Origin of the sequence: Pseudomonas antarctica (assembly GCF_900624995.1) — a bacterium.
In the GTDB taxonomy this organism is placed as follows: Bacteria; Pseudomonadota; Gammaproteobacteria; order Pseudomonadales; family Pseudomonadaceae; genus Aquipseudomonas; species Aquipseudomonas antarctica.
In genome coordinates this window covers 1-6,776 of record NZ_UYXQ01000170.1, presented here as the reverse complement: position 1 = coordinate 6,776, position 6,776 = coordinate 1, and the positions used below count along the sequence as shown (strand labels likewise).

Below are 6,776 nucleotides of genomic sequence, written 5' to 3'. Positions count from 1 at the left end.
TCCCAACTTTGTGCAGTGGGGCAAGGAAGTAGGCCTGAATGTTGCCACCCTGCGGTTGAGCCCCCACACCGGGGATTTGGCGGCTGAGTTCAACGGTGAGAAAAAGAAAATTAGTCTGCTTGACGATGTGGGGTGGGCGGATGTCGCAGAGCCGATCCTGAGCGCGGCGAAGGTGCTCGCGCCGCCGCGTCGTGGCGATCCCGTTTATCTTGGAGGCCCCGACGCTGGTGTTTCGCTTGAAGTAGTGGGTAATTTTTATGGTGAAGACAACCACCATTTGACGAGCGGGGCTGCTCAAACACGGGCAGCGCAACTGCAAAGAAGCGGAGTGTTTCCGAGCGTTCCAACTCACGACGTCCATCGTTCGCAAGTCATTCGAGGCCCACAGGCACTTGCTGCCCAACAGCAAATACTTGCAGAGATTGACGATCATCACAGCGTTCTCACAGGGCAACCCGATACGTCCGCTCAGGCAAAGGCAGATAGGTTGTTGGCTTCTCGATATGCCGCCGAACTGCGTAAAGGTCCCTGGGATGGCGATGGGCTGTACGAGAGGCACATGAGCGAGATACCTGAGGGGTCGACCTTCGGGCAATGGTGGAAACTTTATCGCGAGGCGTTCAAGACTCCGCAATTCAACGACTGGGTAAAAGCGACTGGCGCGGACCCATCGACGTTGACGTTTTTCCCGCCTAAGGATGTGAGCGGTACCTTCCACGGTGCGCATCTAATCAGAAACGTCGATTACAGCGAGGAGTGGGCGCAAGCTCTAGGGCCGGTTCAGGCGGCTGCGGCCGCGCTGACAGGCACTCGGAACCGTTCAGTGTCGTCGCCTGTCGACTTCGCTGAGAATTCTGCTCCGCTGAAGTTGGTGGCGGGCTTTCACGCTCACAATCTTTCCAGTTTTGATGAAAACGGCGCTGTCTCGGCGGCAGCTGAAATCGAGAGAAGCCTCGCCTCGTTCAGCAACAGAGATAGGGGCAGTCGCTTGTCGAGGGATTCGCTCGAAGCCCAGCAATTGGCAATAGGCAACCTGCATGACAAGTCCTTTCTGACTCAAACCCTTACCGAAGTCGAAAACGCTGTTGTCAGAGGCTCAGAAAATGTCAGCAGTTTGTTCGAACAGACCTTTTTGCGGGTGCATCCACATTCCTCATATGGGCAAAATCACTCTGTGCCCCAGGGTTTCTCCGTGAGCACTAAGGCGTTCATTGAGCACAGTGGCTTGAGTGTCCCGCACAATCGTGAGCAACTGTCGAACCTGCGTACAGTGCTCAACAGTCCGCCGCTGCAAGCACCTGCGCAAGCCAATCATTGGCGGTTTTTGACCAAGCCGCTGCTGAGCAGCGCGCAACGCGAACAGGTGAGGGCTGTGAGTGCTGATGCAATTAGAGTAGCAGGCGGGCACGAGGGGATTACTAGCCTGTTCGGCGGCTATGATAGAACGCTTGGACGCCAGGGCCAGAGCCCGCAGGAGACTCTCGGGCGGCTGCTTTCCAGCGATATGGCCAACACCCTGGGCGTAATGCTGGAAACGAAGCTGCAAGGTAAATCCACCGCGACCAGTGCCGTGGATTGGGCAGCGGCAGCGATGGTGCTTGACCTTGACTCGACCGCCGGTACACAGCGTAACAGCGTGGCAGGCTACGACTTGGCACAGAAAAATAATTGGGGGGCGACGCCACAGACGATTGTCAGCGGCCTGGCACAGCATTTAGTCACTCAAGGGAACGTCAGCGAACAGTTGGCGCCCGCTGCCAGCCGGTTGCTACTGGCAGGCATGGCGCCAGAGGTTCTGGTTGCCAATCTGCCCAGCACCCTTGTGTATGGTTCCCATGCATGGTTCAGCTTCAGTGTGGCAGTAGCGCGTATCGAAAAGATGGCGCCGGGCGCGTCACAGACCATGACCTTCCAGGAGGTCATGGCGTTCGGTCAGACTCAGCCGATCTCTGTCAGCGAGCATGACATGCACGTGGGTGCTCAACGCGATGCGATTGTGGATTGGGGCATCATCAACGGGTTTATCACCAAACGCTCGGACCAAGTCTATTCAGCGCAAGACATCGAATCGGCGCGCACCGGGTTTAACCAGCAACGCTCCGCGCTGGCGTTGGCCAGTGACGCACAACAGGCTGCTATCCCGTCCCATAAGCAATTGGCGTTGGCTCAGTTGAGGGCAAAGCTGGGCGACGATATAGACTTTGAAAAGAAGTCGATCAAGCATGACAGGTCGTTCAACTTTTCGCGCTGGTTCAGCACGCTGGCCGTTTCGCGACAAGCCCTGATTGACAAAGCGGCCGCGCGTTATTCAATCTTGGAACTTTACCTGTCGGGCGACCTGAACCGCCCGGAGCTCGATTGGGTGTGCATCGATCACAAGGTGCCCTTCGACCGAGTAAAGTCACTGCCTGATCTCTCAAGGCTTTACGCAAGTAAAGTGGATAGCTACAGCACCGGGCTAAAAAACAGTGTTGCCCTCAATATCCGTAACCTGATTGCTCAGCTACCGCTGGAGGATCGTAAAAACTTCGAGTTCGGTACTCCTGAACTATATTCCGTGCGTGGAGGAGATGCTGGCCTGGTAGTTCGTACTCGAAGAACGTCGCCGCCAACGGATTACGAGTTGTTTGCGAGCCAAAAAATGCTACGCAAACACATCGGCTTGCCGGATCCGATTCCTTCGAACTCACGGGCGGGACAGACCTTTGTGCTGGACGCCTCGGCCTATAAAAATGGTGTGCGTCCTCAGGAAGCTAAGACCTCTACAAATGTTTATCTCGATAGCGTTCCTTTTTCAGGCTCGTTAGTCGCTGATGAGCGCGCCGATAGTGACGTTGTACCGAGAAGCTTTTTTACCCAGAACACAAAAGACCTCGCGAGCGCCGCGGCAAATTTTTTCGTCTCTGGTTTTGAAACGCTCAAGGAAAAGTCAAAAGCTACGAAGTCCGATGAAGGCAAACTGATTGCTGATACAAGCGTTAAAGATAAGTTGGTCAGGATGATTCCGTTTGTCGCTGCTGCGGAAGACGCGAAAGCCGGCAAGTATGGCGCGGCACTGGTCGACCTTGCGTTCGACGTTTTTGGCTTTCTGGCACCCGAACTCAAGCTGGTCGAGGCCGGTGAAAGCGCCTTGGTGAAACTCGGTAGCAGCGAAATCGAGTCGCTTGCCAGTTCGGGCATTAAGGCCACTGCCGAAGGTGAGGTGGCGACATCTGTGAAGTTGGGGGATGGGGCTGGCGAATTGTCGTCAGTGGGTCATGGCATAAACCGTCAACAGGTCCTGAGCCCATCGGCCTTGCAGCAACTCGCGCAGCGTGGCGACGTGGCAGTGGGGTCTGCGGGGGCAAACGCTGAGGCGGTTGCCGTTGTCGCGCAATACGATGAGGTCGTGGAAAAATGGTACGCCTACGATGCGCGCGCCGGTAAGTCGTACGGCCCGCCCTTGAGCGATTTTAAACCCGAAGTTTCCGCCGCCCCGGTCAGCACGGCTGGCGCTGAGCCTGCTGCTGTCAGCCTGCTGGAGCGGGGGCTGGAACAAGATAACGTGATACAGATGGGCGGCAAAATGAAAGACCTGAAATTGATTGGCGGTGAAATTCATACCTTTACCGACAGGTATAAAGGCGTGCGCCGGCTCAATATCGTGGCTCACGGTACCCGGCGTGATTGGCTGGACAAGCTGTTACGCGACGGCTCGCAGGTGATGGTAGATGGTCAGCAATACAATGCAAAACAACTGGTAGAACTGTTAAAAAGCAAAGGCGTGGACCCGTCGAGCTTTGACAATGTCCGACTGCTGGTTTGTCACTCCGCAGAAGGCAAGGGACACTCTTTTGCAGCTCGGTTTCAAAAAGAGATCAATCGTCCGGTGAAGGCTTTTGAAGGCACGGTAGCCATTCATAACAATTCGACCTCAATAACCCAGACGCGCAGCCGATTGACTAATGACTTCAAGATCGATAACCCAGGCCTGAGCGAAATAACCGCACAAGTTCTGGCTGATAACAAACTAAAAAGAGATTTCGAAAACAAAGTAACTCAATTTGTAGAAAAGAAGCATGGAAACGTCATTTTGATGAACACTGCGGGTCTTGGTCAGCCGCCAAAAAACGTGTTACAGAAAATCGTCTATAAACCGCGTTATTTTGTCTGACGACTGACCCTGATAAGCCCTCCATCCGAGGATGGTGGGGCTTACTGCGCCAGCCAGCCCCCGTCGATATTCCACGCTGCGCCGCGTACCTGGCTGCCCGCCTCACTGCACAAAAACAACACCAACTCACCCAGCTGCGGCGGCGTCACAAACGCCAGCGACGGCTGTTTCTCCGAGAGCAAATCATGCTGCGCCTGCTGCGGGCCTACGCCTTTGGCCGCGCGGTCATCGATCTGCTTTTGCACTAGCGGCGTCAGCACCCAGCCCGGGCAGATGGCGTTGCAGGTGACGTTGCTGGCAGCGGTCTCCAGGCCCACCACCTTGGTCAAACCGATCACCCCATGCTTGGCCGCCACGTACGCGGCCTTGCCCACCGAACCGACCAGGCCATGCACCGAGGCGATATTGACGATGCGCCCCCAGCCCTTGGCCTTCATGCCCGGCAAACTCAAGCGTGTGCTGTGGAAGACCGAGGACAGGTTGATCGCGATAATCGAGTCCCAGCGTTCGGCCGGGAAGTCTTCCACCGCCGATACATGTTGGATGCCGGCGTTGTTGACCAGAATGTCCACGCCGCCGAACTCACGCTCTGCGTAGGCAATCATGTCGGCGATCTGCGCCGGATCGCTGACGTCGGCCGGGTGGTGGCCGACCTTGCCGCCGAACGCCTGCACCTGGGCGATCACCGCGCTGGCATCGCCGAAGCCATTAAGGATCAGGTTGGCGCCGGCCTTGGCCAGGCTCAGCGCGATGCCTAAGCCAATGCCGCTGGTGGAGCCGGTAACCAAGGCGGTCTTGCCGTTCAATGTCGTCATGAAAACCTCACACAATGCCGGTGGCGTAGAAAGTACCGATCACCACGAACACCGCGAGGGTCTTGATAATCGTGATGCCGAAAATGTCCTTGTAGGCTTCGCGGTGAGTCAACCCGGTCACCGCCAGCAGCGTGATCACCGCGCCGTTGTGGGGCAGGGTGTCCATGCCGCCGCTGGCCATGGCCGCGACTCGGTGCAGCACTTCAAGCGGGATATTGGCCGCATGGGCCGCCGAAATAAAGCTCTCGGACATCGCCGCCAGGGCGATGCTCATGCCACCGGACGCAGAGCCGGTGATACCGGCCAGCAGGGTCACGGTGATCGCTTCGTTGACCAACGGGTTGGGAATGCCCTTGAGCCAGTCCGCCAGCACCAGGAAGCCGGGCAATGACGCGATGACCGCACCGAAGCCGTACTCCGACGCAGTGTTCATCGCCGCTAACAGTGCACCGCTGACGGCGCTTTTACTGCCTTCGGCCAGCTTGCTGCGAATCGCCGACCAGCCGAACACCAGCACCATCACGATGCCCACCAGCAACGCCGCCTGCACCGCCCAGATCGCCGTGAGTTTGGCGATGTCGGTGGTCACCGGCGCGCTCATGCCCGGCAGGCTGAGGCTGTGGGTCTTGCCGTACCACTGTGGGATCCAGTGGGTGAACAGCAGGTTCATCACGCCCACCAGGATCAGCGGCGACAGCGCGATCCACGGGTTAGGCAGGGCGATATTTTCAGCGGTTTCCGGCTCGTTACGCAGCTCGGTGCCATAGCCTTCGCCAGCACGCTGGGCCTTGTTGCGCTGGCGCGCCAGGTAGAGCATGCCGGCGCAGAACACGAAGATCGTGCCGATCAAGCCCAGCCACGGCGCCGCCCACGCGGTGGTGTTGAAGAAGGTGCTGGGGATGATGTTCTGGATCTGCGGCGTGCCGGGCAGGGCATCCATCGTGAACGAGAACGCGCCGAGGGCGATGGTTGCCGGGATCAGGCGCTTGGGAATATTGCTCTGGCGGAACATCTCCGCCGCAAACGGGTACACCGCAAACACCACCACAAACAGCGACACGCCACCGTAGGTGAGCAGGGCGCAAACCAGCACGATCACCAGCATCGCCTGGCGCGTGCCGAGCAAACGGATTGCGGCGGCGACGATGGCGCGCGAGAAGCCCGACAGCTCGATCAGCTTGCCGAACACCGCGCCGAGCAGGAATACCGGGAAATACAGTTTGATGAAGCCGACCATTTTCTCCATGAACACCCCGGTAAACGCAGGGGCGACGGCGGACGGGTCGGTAAGCAGCACGGCGCCGAGGGCGGCGATGGGGGCAAACAGGATAACGCTGTAGCCACGGTAGGCCGCCAGCATCAGCAGCGCGAGGGCTGCCAGGGCAATGATCACACTCATGGTGTGTCTCCAGATCGAATTGTTATTGTTGTGGGGTGGTGCTTTGGAGAGGGGCTATAGCGAGATGTGTGCCAACTGGTTAACTTATTGAAATATATGACTATTATTGTTTTTTTGTGACCGCTGTCTGAAGGGTTGTCTCAATTGTGAGACTGAAGAGGATCAACTGTGGGGGCTGGCTTGCCTGCGATGGTCATCGGTATCTACACATCTTTTGGCGGGTTGAGTGCTGTGGTTGTCGTGGGGGCGCTGGGTACATATCCGTTATTTGGGTCATGGCCTCTATTGGTTCCGCTCTTACAGCGGGTCACTTTTGAAAGAGCGCAAAAGTAACCAAAACGCTCTTGCCCCACCACTCGGCACCTCGCCTAGGCTCGGTGTGCCCTCACGCAGGCTTTGGACCGTGGGC

The 6,776-nt window shown here is 57.5% G+C and carries 4 protein-coding genes; 1 reads left to right on the top strand and 3 read right to left on the bottom strand.

Annotated features, from left to right (window positions below; all coding sequences use genetic code 11):
- Positions 1–433, bottom strand: a 433-nt coding sequence (locus E0F99_RS30335; RefSeq protein WP_207303106.1) for a hypothetical protein, incomplete at its 3' end; no start/stop codon positions are given.
- 126 nt (positions 434–559) lie between these two features.
- Here E0F99_RS30335 and E0F99_RS30175 point away from each other — a divergent pair.
- Entirely contained in the window at positions 560–4,153 is a 3,594-nt protein-coding gene (locus tag E0F99_RS30175; RefSeq protein WP_207303105.1) for a hypothetical protein, read from the top strand.
- Positions 4,154–4,194: 41 nt separating this feature from the next.
- Here E0F99_RS30175 and E0F99_RS28135 read toward each other — a convergent pair whose 3' ends face one another.
- Positions 4,195–4,968: a 3-hydroxybutyrate dehydrogenase gene (locus tag E0F99_RS28135; protein ID WP_083358005.1), complete on the bottom strand. Its 774-nt coding sequence runs from the start codon at positions 4,966–4,968 to the stop codon at positions 4,195–4,197.
- A gap of 7 nt (positions 4,969–4,975) precedes the next feature.
- Positions 4,976–6,367 carry a GntP family permease gene (locus tag E0F99_RS28130; protein WP_083358006.1) on the bottom strand — a complete coding sequence of 464 codons (1,392 nt, stop codon included), beginning with the start codon at positions 6,365–6,367 and terminating at the stop codon, positions 4,976–4,978.
- Between the last annotated feature and the right edge of the window lie 409 nt (positions 6,368–6,776).

Excerpts from the sequence above, each read along its gene's own strand:
- E0F99_RS30175 (WP_207303105.1), top strand. The coding sequence starts at position 560 with ATGAGCGAGATACCTGAGGGGTCGACCTTCGGGCAATGGTGGAAACTT.
- E0F99_RS28135 (WP_083358005.1), bottom strand. The coding sequence starts at position 4,968 with ATGACGACATTGAACGGCAAGACCGCCTTGGTTACCGGCTCCACCAGC.
- E0F99_RS28130 (WP_083358006.1), bottom strand. The coding sequence starts at position 6,367 with ATGAGTGTGATCATTGCCCTGGCAGCCCTCGCGCTGCTGATGCTGGCG.